Source organism: Actinomadura sp. NTSP31, from assembly GCF_041951385.1.
GTDB lineage: Bacteria > Actinomycetota > Actinomycetes > Streptosporangiales > Streptosporangiaceae > Spirillospora > Spirillospora napierensis.
Genome location: NZ_JBGNUT010000028.1, coordinates 126,199 through 142,064, shown reverse-complemented (window position 1 = coordinate 142,064; position 15,866 = coordinate 126,199). Strand labels below are relative to the sequence as shown.

The 15,866-nt window shown below is 70.8% G+C and carries 13 protein-coding genes, 1 tRNA gene and 1 pseudogene; 8 read left to right on the top strand and 7 right to left on the bottom strand.

Annotated elements, in window-relative coordinates; genetic code table 11:
- Positions 1-46 precede the first annotated feature (46 nt).
- From ACA514_RS36365 to ACA514_RS36350, 4 genes are all read right to left on the bottom strand, one after another.
- Positions 47-1,294 carry an MFS transporter gene (locus ACA514_RS36365; protein ID WP_375045820.1) on the bottom strand — a complete coding sequence of 416 codons (1,248 nt, stop codon included), beginning with the start codon at positions 1,292-1,294 and terminating at the stop codon, positions 47-49.
- Between the two features lie 118 nt (positions 1,295-1,412).
- Positions 1,413-2,954 carry an FAD-dependent monooxygenase gene (locus ACA514_RS36360; protein ID WP_375045819.1) on the bottom strand — a complete coding sequence of 514 codons (1,542 nt, stop codon included), beginning with the start codon at positions 2,952-2,954 and terminating at the stop codon, positions 1,413-1,415.
- A gap of 4 nt (positions 2,955-2,958) precedes the next feature.
- Positions 2,959-3,885 carry a VOC family protein gene (locus tag ACA514_RS36355; RefSeq protein WP_375045818.1) on the bottom strand — a complete coding sequence of 309 codons (927 nt, stop codon included), beginning with the start codon at positions 3,883-3,885 and terminating at the stop codon, positions 2,959-2,961.
- A gap of 39 nt (positions 3,886-3,924) precedes the next feature.
- On the bottom strand, positions 3,925-4,770 hold the full coding sequence (locus ACA514_RS36350) for a fumarylacetoacetate hydrolase family protein (RefSeq protein WP_375045817.1): 846 nt from the start codon (positions 4,768-4,770) through the stop codon (positions 3,925-3,927).
- A gap of 84 nt (positions 4,771-4,854) precedes the next feature.
- Here ACA514_RS36350 and ACA514_RS36345 point away from each other — a divergent pair, with 84 nt between their 5' ends.
- From ACA514_RS36345 to ACA514_RS36330, 4 genes are all read left to right on the top strand, one after another.
- Positions 4,855-5,586: a FadR/GntR family transcriptional regulator gene (locus tag ACA514_RS36345; RefSeq protein WP_375045816.1), complete on the top strand. Its 732-nt coding sequence runs from the start codon at positions 4,855-4,857 to the stop codon at positions 5,584-5,586.
- 696 nt (positions 5,587-6,282) lie between these two features.
- Positions 6,283-7,284: a hypothetical protein gene (locus tag ACA514_RS36340; protein WP_375045815.1), complete on the top strand. Its 1,002-nt coding sequence runs from the start codon at positions 6,283-6,285 to the stop codon at positions 7,282-7,284.
- Between the two features lie 200 nt (positions 7,285-7,484).
- Positions 7,485-7,844: a hypothetical protein gene (locus ACA514_RS36335; RefSeq protein WP_375045814.1), complete on the top strand. Its 360-nt coding sequence runs from the start codon at positions 7,485-7,487 to the stop codon at positions 7,842-7,844.
- A 96-nt stretch (positions 7,845-7,940) separates the two neighbouring features.
- A complete protein-coding gene (locus ACA514_RS36330; RefSeq protein ID WP_375045813.1) occupies positions 7,941-8,249 on the top strand; it encodes a 4a-hydroxytetrahydrobiopterin dehydratase in 309 nt (102 codons plus the stop codon).
- A 204-nt stretch (positions 8,250-8,453) separates the two neighbouring features.
- Here ACA514_RS36330 and ACA514_RS36325 read toward each other — a convergent pair.
- A tRNA-Gly gene (locus ACA514_RS36325) sits at positions 8,454-8,527 on the bottom strand.
- Positions 8,528-8,627: 100 nt separating this feature from the next.
- On the opposite strand from ACA514_RS36325, the gene dcd reads away from it, so the two are divergent.
- The 4 genes and pseudogenes from dcd to ACA514_RS36305 all read left to right on the top strand — a co-directional run bounded on the left by dcd (position 8,628) and on the right by ACA514_RS36305 (position 12,537).
- A complete protein-coding gene (gene dcd / locus ACA514_RS36320; RefSeq protein ID WP_375045812.1) occupies positions 8,628-9,203 on the top strand; it encodes a dCTP deaminase in 576 nt (191 codons plus the stop codon).
- 185 nt (positions 9,204-9,388) lie between these two features.
- Complete coding sequence (locus ACA514_RS36315) at positions 9,389-10,666, top strand: glycine betaine/L-proline ABC transporter ATP-binding protein (protein WP_375045811.1); 1,278 nt, start codon at positions 9,389-9,391, stop codon at positions 10,664-10,666.
- A 178-nt stretch (positions 10,667-10,844) separates the two neighbouring features.
- Positions 10,845-11,555 (top strand): annotated as a pseudogene (locus ACA514_RS36310) (ABC transporter permease); the annotation flags it as partial.
- 100 nt (positions 11,556-11,655) lie between these two features.
- A complete protein-coding gene (locus tag ACA514_RS36305) occupies positions 11,656-12,537 on the top strand; it encodes a glycine betaine ABC transporter substrate-binding protein (RefSeq protein WP_375045810.1) in 882 nt (293 codons plus the stop codon).
- Positions 12,538-12,673: 136 nt separating this feature from the next.
- On the opposite strand, the gene ACA514_RS36300 is transcribed toward ACA514_RS36305, so the two are convergent.
- Entirely contained in the window at positions 12,674-13,435 is a 762-nt protein-coding gene (locus ACA514_RS36300; RefSeq protein ID WP_375045809.1) for a ZIP family metal transporter, read from the bottom strand.
- A gap of 131 nt (positions 13,436-13,566) precedes the next feature.
- Positions 13,567-15,714 (bottom strand): (Fe-S)-binding protein, encoded by a 2,148-nt coding sequence (locus tag ACA514_RS36295; RefSeq protein ID WP_375045808.1) that lies wholly within the window; start codon positions 15,712-15,714, stop codon positions 13,567-13,569.
- Positions 15,715-15,866 lie beyond the last annotated feature (152 nt).

Below are 15,866 nucleotides of genomic sequence, written 5' to 3'. Positions count from 1 at the left end.
CGGTGCGGTGCGCACCGGGCCGGCCTTCCTCTCGGGTCCCGGCCGGTCAGGGAACCACCGGCGCGGCATCCTGCCCGGCGGCCGGCACCCGCGGGGACGGGGCCGAGATGCGCGGCAGCCCCGCGACGACCGCGGCGCCGAGGACGGCCGGGACCATGAAGGCGAAGAACCCCGCCTTCGAGGACGTGAACAGGTCGGTGGCGACCGCGACGTAGGACGGGCCCGCGATCGCGCCGAGCCGTCCGACGCCGAGACCGAACCCGAGGCCGGTGCCGCGCAGCCGGGCCGGATAGAAGGCCGTCATGCAGGCGATCACCATGTTCTGGCCGCCGAGCGTCCCGAGCCCGGCCAGCGCCGAGACGGCCAGCAGCAGGACGTGCGGCTGCGGGGTGCTGAGCACGAACAGCGCCACCGCCGCGAGCACGAACCCGGCGAGGGTGACGGTCTTGAGGTGGCCGCGGTCGGCGACCACGGACCCGCCGAGCCCGCCCGCGGTCGCGCCGATGGTGAAGGCGATGGTGAACTCCAGCGACGAACCGAGGTCGTAACCGGACTTCACCATCACCGCGGGCAGCCAGGCCGTGGTGCTGTACACCAGCGCCATGCTCATGAAGGAGGCGCCCCAGAACAGGACGGTGGTGCGCCCGTTGCCGGAGGTGAACAACTCGGGCAGCCGCGCCCGGTCCCGCCCGTTCCCGGCCGGCCCGACCGGGGCGTCCGGGACCATCCGCCGGATCGCCGGGACGAGCAGGACCGGCAGGGCGCCGACCAGGAACAGCCACTGGAAGTGCAGGTCCGGCAGCAGCAGCCGGCCGAGCACGGCGGACGCGGTGCCGCCGACCCCCAGGGCGCCGAGGGCGACCGTCAGGTGCAGCGTCCGCCGCCGCGGCGGCGCCCCGTCGGTGACGTACGCGCTGACGAGCGGGGCCAGCGCGCCGATGCCGACACCGGTGCAGAACCGGGTGGCGGCGAACAGGTCGAGCGACGGCGCGAACGTCGCCGCCACCATCGACGCCGAGATCCAGACGACGGCGGCGGTCAGCGGAAGGCGCCGTCCGCGGCGGTCGGCCGCCCAGCCCGCCAGCACCGACCCGAACGGCATGCCGAGCGCGGTGACGCTGCCGAGCATCCCGAGGGTGTCGTGGGTGGCGCCCCACGGCCGGTACTGCATCAGGCTCGGCCCGACGGTGCCGATGGCGAACACGTCGTAGCCGTCCACGAACAGGATGAGGCAGGCGAGGGCGAGAACGCCGGCCTGCCTGCGGCCGGCGGCGGGTTCTGGGGTCGCGGACATCGGATCTCCTTACGCGGGGGCGGGTACATGCGGGATCGGACAGCGCAGGAGCTACCGAACGCGGCATCGGTGGAGCGCTCGGCGGCGGGCCGGGCGCGTCAATGCGTCTTCGGGCGGGTCAGTCGAGGTGGCCGACCGCCCGCCGGAGGATCTCCGGCGGGGAGGCGGGGACGTCGCCGGTCCAGGCGACGTGCTGGTCGGGCCGGACGAGGCCGGGGCTCGCGGCCTGCGGGTCGATGCGGATCTCGAGCGGGACGCCGAGGCCGGCGGCGGCCTCGGCGAAGGCCGGGGTGCCGCCGGCGGACGGCGGCGCGATCAGGGTGAAGCCGCGTCCGAGGCGGTCGTAGAGGGATTCGCGCGGGGCGGTCCAGCGGTGCGGGAGCCGGCCGCCCGCGTCGCCGGACACGATCGGCGACCCCCGGTAGGTGTAGCCGAGCACCAGGTCGAGGCTGTGGAACTCGCCGTCCTTCGTCCGCTGGACGGCCTCGGCGACCGGCGCGCGGGCGGCGGCGAACTCGGCGTCGGTGCCGGCGAGCCGCGGGTCGGCGAGTTCGGGCGCGAGCGTCGCCATGTTGCGCGCCGCCTCGGCGATCGTCCGCTCGGCGACGGGACGGCGTTCGGCCTCGTAGCTGCGCAGCAGGGTCTCCGGCGCCCACCCGGACAGGACGGCGGCCAGCTTCCAGCCGAGATTGATCGCGTCCCCGATGCCGGTGTTGAACCCGTGCCCGCCCCACGGCGGGTTGAGGTGCGCGGCGTCGCCGGCGAGGAAGATCCTGCGGGTCCCGTACCCGCGGGCCAGCAGCATCTTCGCCTTCCACGGGTCCGTCGCGACGATCTCGGCGTCGATGTCGGCCCCGACCAGCCCGCGGACGATCCCCAGCGGGTCGGCGCCTCCCTGCTGTTCGGTGACGCCCTGCGCGATGCACCACCAGGTGCCGCGCAGGTCGAGCCGGCCGACGAGCCCGGGGCGGCGCGGATGCAGCACCCAGTAGTGCACCGCGGGCCCGTGCGGCACCCGTTCGGCGAGGCCGGGAGCGCGGAAGACGATGTTGAAGTTCGGGCGTTCGTCCGCGGTGCCCTCGTAGGTGACGCCGATGGCCTCCCGGACGGTGCTCCACGCGCCGTCCGCGCCCACCAGGTACGCGGCGCGGACCTGCTCCGCGGTGCCGTCGGGGGCGGCGACGGTCGCGGTGACGCCGCCGCCGTCCTCGTGGACGGCGCCGACGGTGCGGCCGGTGAGCAGCCGGGCGTGCGGCGAGCGGGCGACCGCCTCCCGCAGCACCTGCTCGACCGCGGGCTGCGCGATCTGCTGACCGGGTTCGGCGGCCAGGTCGCTCCCGGCCAGGTCGAGGCCGAAACAGCCGTGGAACCGGGTGATCTCGCGGCCGAGCAGCCCCGTGGTGAACACCGCCTGGTCGGACCACGACACCGGCAGCGCCGCCCGGTCCCGCACGGCGTCGGCCAGGCCCCAGCGGCGGAACAGCTCCATCGTGCGCGCGGACGTCGTCTTGGCGCGCGGCCGCAGCCACGACACCTCCTCGCGGGGCTCGACCACCAGCGACCGGACGCCGTGGTGGGCGAGCTCCAGCGCGGCCGCCAGGCCCACCGGTCCGCCACCGGCGATCAGCACGGGGACCCGGTGCGGAATCTCGCTCGTCACGCGGTCACCGTCCCGCGCCGTGCGTGCCGGTCATGAGGTCGGCGAGGTCGTCGGGGCGCAGGAACGACGGGGGCGGCGGCGGGCCCCAGTTGAACAGCCCCCTGGCGCCTTCGAGGGTCTCGGGCGTCCAGAGCTGGTCGTCGACGATGCAGTCGAGGTCGGAGTAGTACTCGGAGAAGTTGCCGGCCGGGTCCTTGAGGTACCAGAAGAAGTTGGATCCGGCGTGGTGCCGGCCGAGGCCCCACACGTGGCGTTCGGGATGGCCCTCCAGCATGGCCGAGGCGCCGCGTCCCACCTCGTCGATGTCGTCGACCTGCCAGGACGTGTGGTGCAGGAAGCAGACGGGGGCCGCCAGGACCAGCAGGTTGTGGTGGTCGGTGGAGCAGCGCAGGAAGACGCCGGCGTCCTTGATGGTGTCGCTGGTGCGGAAGCCGATGCCGTCGCGGAAGAAGGCGGTGGTCGCGGCGAAGTCGGTGGTCGCGAGCACCGCGTGGCCGAGTTTGCGGGGCCGGACCGGGTCCTGGCGCAGGACGCCCGGCGCGCGGGTGCCGACGCGTTCGAACCGTCCGGGTCCGTTGTAGGGGGTGGGCGGGACGGCCTCCTGCCGCAGCCGGGGCGCCACCTCCACCACGGCCCGCACGCCCGTGACGGGTTCGACCGCGGTGAGGCCGCCCGCGGACCGGTCGCGGAGCACGCCGAGCCGGTCCAGGCGGGCGGCCGCGGCGGCCAGGTCGTCGGGCGAGTCGGCGGCGACGCGCATCTCGACGAGGCGGCGGGTCGGGCTCGGCACGATCCGCAGCTGGCGTCCGCCGTCGCGGGTGCCGAACCAGCCCCCCGTGCCGGGCCGCAGGCCGAAGTCGGCGTAGTAGGCGGCGGTCTCGGCGACGTTGGGGACGCCGATGGTGACCGAGATCAGGCGGTGCAGGGGCATGGTGTCTCCTCGGCTGGAGGGGTGGGAGCCTGGAGGCGGTCAGGCGGCGACGAACCGCTGGCGCAGTTCGCCGATGCCCTCGATGCGGCTGACCAGCTCGTCGCCCGGGGCGAGCCAGCGCTGCGGATCGCGGCCGAGGCCGACGCCCGCGGGAGTGCCGGTGAAGACCAGGTCGCCGGGCAGCAGCGGCAGCACCGCCGACAGCCGCGCGACCAGCAGCGGCACCGGGAAGATCAGGTCGCGGGTGCGGCCCTTCTGCAGCTGCTCGCCGTTGATCGCCGAGGTCAGCTCCAGGTCGTCGGGGTCATCGAACTCCTCGGGCGTGACGACCCACGGTCCGGTCGGCGCGAAGCCGGGGAACGACTTGCCCAGGCTGAACTGCGGGGCCGGGCCGGCGAGCTGCGACACCCGCTCGGAGACGTCCTGGCCGACCGTCAGCCCGGCCACGTGGTCCCAGGCGTCGGCCTCGGCGACGTCGCGCGCGCGCCGTCCGATCACGGCGACCAGCTCGACCTCCCAGTCGGTGTGGCCGCCCGGCGGCAGCGTCACCTCGGTGACCGGGCCGGTGATGCTGGTGACGAACTTGGTGAAGACCGGCGGCAGCCCCTCCGGCGCGTCGAAGCCCGACTCGGCGGCGTGGGCGCGGTAGTTCAGCCCGATCGCGAAGACCTGGCGCGGGGCCGGCACCGGCGCCTCCAGCTCGGACGGCTCGAAGGGCGCGCCGTCCGGCAGCGCGGCCGACACCGCCCAGTCCCGGAAGCCCTCCCAGTCGGCGTACACGGCCTGCGGATCGGCCCCGAACCGGCCGCCGCTCGCCTGCTCGACGTCCACCGCCCGGCCGTCGCGCACGATGACCAGCCGCCCGCCGAGGTTCCCGATCCGCATCCGCACTCCTAATTCAGCATGATGATTAGGGCGATAATGCACGCAGGTCTCGTCGGACGTCAAGAGATGGGCCTGCTAATGTGCATGACGAATTCAGCAGAGGAGGACCGGGTGCGTCCCGTACACGCCGACGGGTCGGCCGGCACCGGCCGCGCCGAGCAGGCCGCCGACCGCATCGCCGAACTGGCCCGCGCGGCCGAACCGGGCGCGCGGCTCGGCACCAAGGGCGACCTGCGGGCGCTGTGCGGGGTCTCGGTCAGCACCTTCAACGAGGCGCTCCGGCTGCTCCAGTCCCGCGGCCTGGTCGCGGTCCGCCCCGGCCCCGGCGGCGGCCTCTTCGCCGCCGAGCAGTCCCCCATGGTCCGGCTCGGCAACTCCATGCTGGCCCTCGACGCCGAGCAGACCTCCGTCGCCGAGGCCATCCGGATCCGCGACGCCCTCGATCCGCTCCTGGTCGAGGACGCGCTGTGGCACGCCTCGCGCGCCGACATCGGCGAGATGCGCGAGGTCCTGGACGACATGGGACGCGCCGCCGCCGCCGAGGACGCCACCGCCTTCGTCCACGCGAACTGGCGGCTGCACGCCCGCATCGCCGCGGTCAGCCCGCACGTCCTGCTGCGCTCGCTGTACGCCAGCCTCCTGGACCTCATCGACGCCCACACCCGCTCCGTCCAGCCCGACGGCGACCGTCCCCTCACCCCCTACCTGCGGGAACGCCACGAGCTGCACGCCGCGCTGGTCGACGCCATCGCCGCACACGACCACGAGTCCGCCATGCGGATCATCCACGACCACAAGACCGCCGGCCCCCTCTGACCGCGCACTCCGATAGCTCACATAGTCCTATGCTGCACTACTAGCGTCCTAAAAACCAGGACCACCCGGAGAACTGCCGCGGCCTAGCGAGTACTCGCGGAGCGCGTGCGGCGGCGCGCCCCCGTGCGCACCGAACCCTCGAACGTCGGAATCTCGTGGTACTGGACAGCCGGTTCGGCCGCGCCGAGCCGGGGCTTCAGCTGACTAGCCCGCTGGTTGGGCCTCTCGACCAAGAACCCGATGGCGCGCATGGGCCACGACAACGAGCGGGCCGCGCTGCGCTACCAACACAGGTCGGCCAGGTTGATCGCGTCATCGCCGATGGCCTCGATGCGCTCGTCCGGGCGGAGCGCGACCAGGACGGCGGCGCGGCCGGGGCGCTGGTTCCGGTGGCCTAATGGCGACGGCCAAAACGATCAAGGCCCAGGTTCGGGGATCATGTCCCTGGCCTTGGCCTTTGTCGTGGAGCGGGTGACGGGAATCGAACCCGCGCTGTCAGTTTGGGAATCAAACCGACCAGGGCCGTCACAGCGGCTGACCCGGCCTCCGCCCATGCCGCAAGTGACCGCTGTTGTCCCCCGATCACCCTGCCGAATTGCACGCCGTCTGGCCACTGTCCTGCGACATCTGCCCCCTGCGCCGTCCCTGGCACACGACCGCACAGGATGCCCGCGGGGCGCCTGCCTCGGCCTGGCCGTGCTCCTCGTCGAACCACGTGCCCGATCGGATCATGACGATGGGGAACCTCCGCACTGCGGCCGACATCCCATGTCGATGAATCGGTTTCCTCCGACGACCGGGTTCGTCCTGAACCTGCTCGAGATCATCAACGACCATCCGACCGGCGATCCGGTGGAACTGCTGGGGTGGATCGCCGAGATCCTCGTCGAGGACCCCGATCCCCGCATGCGGGCGGGGCAGGTCCTCGCGCTCTACTCGACCAGGTTCTGGGCCGTCCACCGGCTCCGCGACCAGCGGATCTACGACTCGTTGATCGCCGCGGCGGCGCTGGCCGACGTGACACTGGACACCTGTGAGGAGGACCATCCGGGCTGGGCCGGTCTCGGCGACCTTGAGCGCATCGCGCGCTGGATCCCGGCGATCGAGGACCCCGCGGTGGCCGCCGCCGCAGGACTCGCGGACCGCGACGAGATCGCACTGTTCTCCTGCCCGGCCTGGCTCCGGCTGATGGCCCAGGAGACCATGAAGGTGTTGCTGGCACGGCGCCCGGCCGAGTTCGGAATGCCGGATTTCGGCTTGCTGACGCCTGCATACGTGGTCGATGGGACCTTGGACGTCATCGAACTCACCGTCAACGTCGGCTCCGATCCCGAGGACACGCCATCGCAGGTCGCGGGCCTCTGGGCAGCACACAGACTCCTCAGTGACGTTCCTCCGGGCGAGCTGCTGCCGTTGACGGCGGCGGCCTGCTTCGCTCTGGCCAGCCAGAACGCGACCGCACCCCGAGCCATCCCGACCCACCTGCGGGAGGCTCTCACCCGGGTCGCCGCCGACCCGCCGTGCGCGCACGGCGAGCGCCACGACGCCGACCCCGACGCCTGGCTTGCGGGCGTAACGTACCTGTACAAACCGATGCGCTTCGACGACGACGAGCCCGTCGACGAAGCACTGTGGCACTGCCCCGGCCAGCGCGCCGCGATGATACGTACAGCGCTGCGGCCGCTGGCGACCGCGTAGCGCAAGCCGGGACAACCGACAGTTGCCACGAGTCGAGGAACGTCTGTTCGCTGGACGACGAGCCAGGCGCGTCCCATCAGCCGGGCCGACGTCTGGAGGGAGCCGTCATCGACTACGCCAGTGCGGCCCTCACCGACGAGTCCCGCCTGTGCGCGAAAGTCCGTGTCCTTGCCCTCGTCCACCTCGGCCACGGACACGCGATGACCGGCGACCGCACGAGCGCCGACCGATCCTTCGACCGCGCGGAAGCCCTGATCCCCCGCATCGACGACGACTACCCCTGGGCCAACGCCTGTCGCCGCACACCGCACTACACCGACGCCCAACGCGCCACCGCCTACGGCCGCGCCGGCGCCCACGACAATGCCGAGGCAGTATGGGACCGCGTCCTCGGGGACCAGCCCACCGACTACCGGCGAGACTCCGGCGTGTTCCGCGCCCGCCAGGCCAATTCCCTCGCCGCAGCCGGCTCACCCGACCCGAACGAGTCGTCGCGATCGCCCAAGCCGCCGCCACCGCCTGTGGCAAAACGGGCTCGGCCCGGCTGCGCGCCGAGCTGATCGCCCTGCCCGCGCACGCCGCACGCTGGCACCACAGTGCCCAGGGCCGCGAACTGGTCGAGATCATCGGCGCCATCACCTGACGAGGAGACGCCCATGGCCCCCGAACCGCTCACCGACGACGAGATCGCCGCCCACCTGGCCGGCCTCCCCGGCTGGGAACGCACCGGCAACGCCATCACCCGGACCTACCGGCACAGCTACCACGAGACCGTCCACCTGGCGATGTACGTGGCGGCCAAAGCCCGCGAAATCAGCCACCACCCCGATATCCACATCACCTGGCAACGCATCCGCTTCGACATCACCACCCACGACGCCGGACACCGCTTGACCGCCAAAGACTTCGAACTGGCCCACCACATCGACGCCATCGCCACCGGACACGGAGCCGAACCCATCTAATCCGACGCAGTCCACGCGCTCCAGAACGATGCCAGTCCGAAGAGCCGCAACACCGGCGTCGTCATGGTCGCCGGCAGAGATCGTTCGCGGCCCCACCCGGTGGCGGTGCCCAATCGCACGTTCATGGCACGACGGATTGCTCGGGACCCGCCCAAGCAGGAAGCCCAGGTCGGAATTCACATCCTTGACCTGGGCCTTCATCAGTGGAGCGGGTGACGGGAATCGAACCCGCGCTGTCAGCTTGGGAAGCTGAAGTTCTACCATTGAACTACACCCGCGTGGCGGGTGGTCGGGGCCGCCCGCGCTTGGACATCGTACCGGATAGTCGGGTGGGACGTCGTGCGGGTTGTGGGGGCCGGGGTGGGATAGCTTTTCCGGGTGCTGCTCTCCGATCGCGACATCAGGTCCGAGCTCGAGTCCGGGCGGGTGAAGATCGACCCGTACGAGCCGGGGATGGTCCAGCCGTCCAGTGTGGACGTGCGCCTGGACCGGTACTTCCGGGTGTTCGAGAACCACCGGTATCCGCACATCGACCCGGCTGTGGAGCAGCCGGACCTGACGCGGCAGGTGGAGGTGGACGCCGACGAGGCGTTCGTGCTGCATCCCGGGGAGTTCGTGCTGGCCTCGACGTACGAGGTGTTCGGGCTGCCCGACGACCTGGCGGCCAGGCTGGAGGGGAAGTCCAGCCTGGGCAGGCTGGGGCTGCTGACGCACTCGACGGCGGGATGGATCGACCCCGGGTTCAACGGGCACGTGACGCTGGAGCTGTCGAACGTGGCGACGCTGCCGATCAAGCTGTGGCCGGGGATGAAGATCGGGCAGATGTGCCTGTTCAGGACGAGTTCGCCGGCGCAGTACCCGTACGGGTCGGCGCGGTACGGGTCGCGGTACCAGGACCAGCGGGGGCCCACTCCGTCGCGGTCGTATCTGAACTTCCACCGCACGAAGGTGTGAGCCCGGTCACGTGGCATAGATCACCAAAAGATGAAACATCTTCTCGGGGCGGGTAGTTTCGAGCGACGCACAGCCTTGGCACCTGGTTGACAGCCTCTTTGCACTGAGGTGGTCGACGGGTGCCGGACGGATGAGGGCTACCCGTTTCCGCGCCGCCCCCGGGTGTGGGAACACGGAAGGAGATCGTGTCCATACTCCGCGCGGAAAGCGTCACGAAGCTGTTCGGCCGGAAGGCGGCCGAGGCGCAACGAAAACTGAAGGCGGGCGCCGATCTGAAGGACGTCCGCTCGCTGGGCGTCACCCCCGCCGTCGTCGACGCCACGTTCGAGGTCGAGCAGGGCGAGATCTTCGTGGTGATGGGCCTCTCGGGGTCCGGTAAGTCCACGTTGATCCGGATGCTGAACGGGCTGCTGGAGGCCACCGCCGGGACCGTCGAGATCGACGGCCAGGATATCGCGAAGCTGTCGCCGAAGGCGCTGCGGGCGCTCCGGCAGGACAAGGTCAGCATGGTCTTCCAGCACTTCGCGCTCTTCCCCCACCGGTCCGTCCTGGCGAACGCCGCGTACGGGCTCGAGGTGCGCGGTGTCGCGAAGGAGGAACGAGAGAGGAAGGCCCGGGAGTTCCTGGGTCTGGTGGGGCTGTCCGGGTGGGAGGCCAAGCTGCCCGGCCAGCTGTCCGGCGGCATGCAGCAGCGGGTCGGGCTGGCCCGCGCGCTGGCGGCGGGCACCGACATCATCCTGATGGACGAGGCGTTCAGCGCGCTGGACCCGCTGATCCGGCGGGAGGTCCAGGACCTGCTGCTCGACCTGCAGGGACGGTTCGGCAAGACGATCGTGTTCATCACGCACGACCTGAACGAGGCCATGCGCATCGGCGACCGCATCGCGGTGATGCGGGAGGGCCGGATCGTGCAGATCGGGACGGCCGAGGAGATCCTGACGGACCCGGCGAACGACTACGTCGCGCAGTTCGTCGCGGACGTGGACCGCACCAAGGTGCTGACGGCGGTGTCGGTGATGGAGAAGCCGCTGGTCACCGTGCTGTCGACGACGGGGCCGCGGACGGCGCTGCGCACGTTGCGCGAGCACCAGACCGACGCCGCGTTCGTGATCGGCCGGGACCGCAAGCTGGTCGGCAAGGTGAAGGCCACGGCGGTGGCGGACGCGGTGAAGGACAACGTCCAGAAGCTGGACGGGCTGATCGACCCGGAGGACCTGCAGCCGGTGTCGCCGGACACCTCCGTCGCGGACCTGTTCCTGCGCTCCGCGGAGAGCGACCTGCCGGTGCCCGTGACCGACGCGGACGGGACGCTGCTCGGCGTGATCCCGCGGGTCACGCTGCTGGCGGCGCTCGGCGCGATCAGCACGCACGTGGACGAGGTCGCGGCGTCGTCCGCCGAGGACGACGCGGACGACGCGGCGCCGGCGCTCGCGCTGACGAAGGAGGGTTCCGTTGACGACTGACGTGCTCGCGAGCGAGCTCCCCCGGGTGCACGTCGGCGACTGGTTCGACAGCCTGGTCACCTGGTGCACCGACAACCTGGGCTGGCTGTTCGACGGGATCGGCTCCGGCATCGAGTGGGCGGTCGACAACCTGACCGACCTGCTGAACCTGCTGCCCCCGCTGGGGCTCACGGTGGTCCTGGCGCTGATCGCCCTGCTGGTCGCCGGCTGGCGGCTCGGGGTGTTCACGCTGGTGGGGTTCGCGCTGATCGACAGCATGGAGCTGTGGGACCCGGCGATGGACACGCTGGGGCAGGTGCTGGTGGCGGCGGTGATCGGGGTGGTGATCTCGATTCCGATCGGCATCGCGGCGGGCCGCAACGCGGTGGTGAGCCGGATCACCCGGCCCGTCCTCGACTTCATGCAGACGATGCCGGCGTTCGTCTACCTGATCCCGGCGATCTTCTTCTTCCACATCGGCGCGGTGCCGGGCGTGGTGGCGACGGTGATCTTCTCGCTGCCGCCGGGCGTGCGGCTGACCGAGCTCGGCATCCGCGGCGTCGACCCGGAGATGGTGGAGGCGGGCGAGGCGTTCGGCACGCCGCCGATGCGGGTGCTGACCCGGATCCAGATCCCCCTCGCCATGCCGTCGATCATGGCGGGCGTCAACCAGCTGATCATGCTGGCGCTGTCGATGGTCGTGATCGCGGGCATGGTCGGTGCGGGCGGTCTCGGCGGCGAGGTGGTCGAGGGCATCCAGCGGGTGGACATCTCGGGCGGCTTCGAGGCCGGTCTCGGCGTGGTCGTCCTGGCCATCTACCTGGACCGGCTGACCGGGTCGCTGGGCAACGACCGTTCGGGCGTACTGCGCACGCTCTTCTCGCGCGGCGTGGCCGACCCCGTCGGCTGACCCCGGCGGCCCCCGGCCCCCGGCCCCCACCCCGCCGGCTGACCCCGGCGCGCACGATCTTTTCCTCCCACCCCCCTGCAAGGCGACGAAAGGAAGGGCATTGCGTCCCAAATTCAAGGTCCTGGCCGCGGCGGCGATGGCGCTCGCGCTCGGCGCGACGGCGAGCGCCTGCAACAGCTCGGACGACAAGAAGGACGGCAAGGAGCTGACGCTCGGCGTCGTGTCGGGCTGGGCGGAGGGCGAGGCCGCCACCGCCCTGTGGAAGAAGATGCTGACCGACAAGGGCTACAAGGTGTCGGTCAAGGAGCTCGACACCGGCCCCCTGTACGCGGGGATGTCGCAGGGCGACGTGGACCTGTACCTCGACTCGTGGCTGCCGAACACCCACGAGGACTACTGGAAGCAGTACGGCGACAAGCTGGAGAAGGTCAGCGCCTGGTACCCGGCGGCGCCGCTGACGATCGCCGTGCCGAACTACTCGCCGCTGCACTCGCTCGCCGACCTCAAGGGCAAGGGCTCGCAGTACGGCGGCAAGATCATCGGCATCGAGAAGAGCTCCGGGCTGTACCGGGTGTCGCAGGAGAAGATGCTGCCCGCCTACGGCCTGGACAAGGAGTACACGGTCACCACGTCGTCCACGGCGGCGATGCTGGCCGAGCTGCAGAAGGCGATCAGCGCCCACAAGGACATCGTCGTCACGCTGTGGCGCCCGCACTGGGCGTACACGAAGTTCCCGATCCGGGACCTTCAGGACCCGAAGGGCGCGATGGGCAAGCCGGACGGCGTCTACACCATCGGGCGCAAGGACTTCAGCAAGGACCAGCCGCAGGTGGCGACCTGGCTGAAGAAGTTCAAGATGGACGACAAGCAGCTGGGCGCGCTGGAGGACCTCATCCAGAACCAGTACAAGGGCAAGCCGGACCAGGCGGTGGACGCGTGGCTGAAGGCGAACCCGGGCTTCGAGCAGTCCATGACGGGCTGATGCGTCGTCCCGTCCCGGAGGGAACGTTCCAGCGTTCCTGAAGGCGTCAGGGGGCCGTCCGGGCGTACCGGACGGCCCTCTGCCTTTTCCGTCGCGTTCTGGACCATTTCAGGACGTTCTGGACGGGCAAGGGCGCTCAGCCCGCGAGACCGACGCTGAAGAGCACCACGAGCAGGCCGAGACCGGTGGCGCCCAGCGTCATCACGCGCGGATGCCCGCTGTGCGCCTCCGGCAGGATCTCGGCGGCGGACAGGTACAGCAGGACGCCCGCGAACAGCCCGAGGTAGGGCCCGAGGACGCCCTCCGGGACCGTCCCCAGCAGGGTGAGCGCGGCGCCCGCGATCGGCGCGACGGCGTCGGCGAACAGCAGTGCGAGCGCGGGACGCCGGTCCCGGCCGCCGAGCGAGGCCGCGGTGAAGGTGTTGAAGCCGTCCGCGAAGTCGTGCGTGACGACGGCGAGCGCGACGAACGCGCCGACCCGGTCACCGGACTGGAAGCCGAGGCCGATGCTCAGGCCGTCCACCAGGCTGTGCCCGACGAGCGCGAACGCGGCGAGCAGCCCGGCGCCGCCCGGACCGCCGTCCCCGGCGTGGACGTGGCCGTGCGCGTGGACGTGCGGGGCGTACTCGCCCTCGTGCGCGCGGTGGATCGCCACGGACTGCTCCACCACGTGCAGCAGCAGGAACCCGACGGCGAAGCCGATCATCGGGGCGGGGACGCCGAGCGGCCGGTCCCCCGTCATCTCCAGCGACTCGGGGATCAGGTCGAACGCGACGACGCCGAGCATCAGCCCGCCGGCGAGGCCGAGGACGAGGTGCCGCTTGTCGCGCACCCGCATCGCCGCGAGCCCGCCGGCGAGCGTCATCAGGAATGCCAGGGCGGACACGAGCACGGCCATCCCACGGTCTTACCAGCCGCTTCGCCGCTCACTCCTCCCGCCGCGTCCATGATCGGCCACAGATCGCTTGACGATGCGGAACGGCCCCGGCCCCCGCGGAACGGGGACCGGGGCCGCCGGACCGGACGGTGTCACTCGGCGGCGACGGGCTCCTTCTCCGGAGCGGTGCCCTCGCCCTTGATGGAGCGGATGAGGAGCTGGGAGACGTCGACGACTTCCAGGCTCTCCTTGGCCTCGCCGGAGTTCTTCTTCTCGTTGATGGCGTCACCGAGCATGACCAGGCAGAACGGGCATGCGGTGGAGACGGTGTCGGGGTCGGTGGTCAGCGCCTCGTCCACGCGTTCGGTGTTGATGCGCTTGCCGATCCGCTCTTCCATCCACATCCGGGCGCCGCCGGCGCCGCAGCAGAACCCGCGGTCCTTGTGCCGGTGCATCTCCTGCGTCTTGACGCCGGGGACGGTGGCCATGATGTCGCGGGGCTGCTTGTAGACCTTGTTGTGGCGGCCCAGGAAGCACGGGTCGTGGTAGGTGATCTTCTCCTCGATCGGGGTGACCGGGGTCAGCTTGCCCTCCTCGACCAGGTGCGCCAGCAGCTGGGTGTGGTGGACGACCTCGTAGTTCCCGCCGATCTGCGGGTACTCGTTCGCCAGGGTGTTGAAGCAGTGCGGGCAGGTCGCCACGATCTTCTTCACGCCGGCGTCGTTGAGGGTCTCGACGTTCTGCTGGCCGAGCATCTGGAACACGAACTCCATGCCCAGGCGGCGGGCCGGGTCACCGGTGCAGGCCTCCATCGGGCCGAGCACGGCGAACTTGACGCCCGCGATGTGCAGCAGTTCGGCGACGGCCTTGGTGGTCTTCTTGGCCCGGTCCTCCAGGGCGCCGGCGCAGCCGACCCAGAACAGGTACTCGGTGTCCTCGGAGACCTTGTCGTCGACGACCTCGACCTCGAAGTCCAGCTCCTCGATCCACTCGAGGCGCTTCATCTCGGACATGCCCCAGGGGTTGCCCTTGTTCTCGAGGTTCTTCAGCATGACGCCGGCCTCGGACGGGAACGAGGACTCGATCATCACCTGGAAGCGGCGCATGTCCAGGATGTGGTCGATGTGCTCGATGTCGACCGGGCACTGCTCGACGCACGCGCCGCAGTTGGTGCAGGACCACAGCACGTCGGGGTGGATGACGCCGTCCTCGCCGACGAGCTCCTTGTCCACCTGCATGGCGAGCTTCTGCTCGTCGGTGAACTTCTCCCGCTGCTCCTCGGAGGCGAGCATGTAGGGGGCCTTGGCCAGGGCGTGGTCGCGCAGCTCCAGGATGACCATCTTGGGCGACAGCGGCTTGCCGGTGTTCCAGGCCGGGCACTGGGACTGGCAGCGACCGCACTCGGTGCAGGTCGCCATGTCGAGGAAGCCCTTCCAGGTGAAGTCCTCGATCTTGCCGCGGCCGAAGACGTCCTCGTCGGGGTCGGCCTCCTCGAAGTCGAGGGGCTTGCCGCCGGACATCATCGGCTGCGCGGGGCCGAGCCCGTCGGGGCGGCGCTTGAACATGACGTTCAGCGGGGCCAGGAAGATGTGCAGGTGCTTGGAGTGCACCACGAACACCAGGAACACCAGCGCGACGCCGATGTGCAGCAGCAGGCCGATGGACTCCAGGATGTCCAGCGTGTGGTGGGACAGGCCGTCGAACAGGTGGCCGACCGTCCAGGAGAAGTAGGCGCCCTTGCCGTAGTCGAGGTTGTCGTTGGCCCACTCGACGCCCCGGAAGAAGAACATCGTCCAGATCACGTTGAAGATCATGAACAGCGTGATCCACGCGCCGGACAGGTGCGAGCCCTTGAACCGGGACTTGCGGTCCAGCCGCTTGGGCGAGTTCTTGATCCGGATCGCGGTGAAGGTGATCAGGCCCGCGGTGCAGGCCAGCGCGATGGTGTCCTGGATGAAACCGATCGGCGGCCAGGTCTGCAGCCCGGGGATCTTGTGGTCCAGCCCGGCGAGCAGCGCGACCGCCGCCTCCAGGTAGACCGTGATCAGCAGGAAGAACGCCCACATGACGGCGGCGTGCGCGGAGCCGGCCAGCGACCACTTCAGCAGTTTGCGCTGCCCCAGGACCTCGGTGACCTGGCCCTCGATGTCGGCCTTCTTGTCACGCTTGACCTGCAGCACCCGGTCGGGGTCGGGCTGCCCGGCCATGGCCGTGTTGTACAGGAAGAGCACCCGCCGGGCGGCGAGCGCCAGGGCGACCGCCGTTCCGGCGAGCCCAATGACCAACGTGATCCAGAACACTGTTCCGTCCTCCTGGGGTACGGGCGATGGCAGTCAGCGTAGGGCTCGCGACAGACCGCGTCTCATCCGGGGCCCGAATACTACTCGGTAGTAGCTTATGTGGTCACGTGCGCTGGTCAGCACGTCTCTCGACCGGCCCGCGGCCCGGTGGG